The organism is Nocardioides antri, assembly GCF_008373765.1.
Classification (GTDB): Bacteria; Actinomycetota; Actinomycetes; order Propionibacteriales; family Nocardioidaceae; genus Nocardioides; species Nocardioides antri.
Genome location: NZ_VUJW01000139.1, coordinates 1 through 361, shown reverse-complemented (window position 1 = coordinate 361; position 361 = coordinate 1). Strand labels below are relative to the sequence as shown.

1 protein-coding gene is annotated in these 361 nt (G+C 56.2%); it reads left to right on the top strand.

The features are described from left to right. Positions 1–316, top strand: a 316-nt coding sequence (locus tag F0U47_RS22815; protein WP_223162859.1) for a heat shock 70 family protein, incomplete at its 5' end; no start/stop codon positions are given. Between the last annotated feature and the right edge of the window lie 45 nt (positions 317–361).

The window sequence follows — 361 nt, the reverse complement described above, 5'->3', positions numbered from 1 at the left end:
CTGCTTCAGCATGAAGTCTACCATGGAGGATGAGAAGCTCAAGGAAAAGATCTCTGACTCTGACAAGCAGACCATCCTCGACAAGTGCAACGACACCATCAAGTGGCTGGATTCCAACCAACTGGCCGACAAGGAGGAGTATGAGCACAAGCAGAAAGAATTGGAAGGCATTTGCAATCCGATAATAACGAAGATGTACCAGGGTGCCGGAGGAGTCCCCGGAGGTATGCCGGGCTTCCCGGGCGGAGCACCCGGAGCCGGAGGTGCCGCCCCCGGGGCTGGAGGCGCTGGCCCCACCATCGAGGAGGTCGATTAAACCAACATTCCACACCACACGTAAACCTACCTGTAACAACCACGG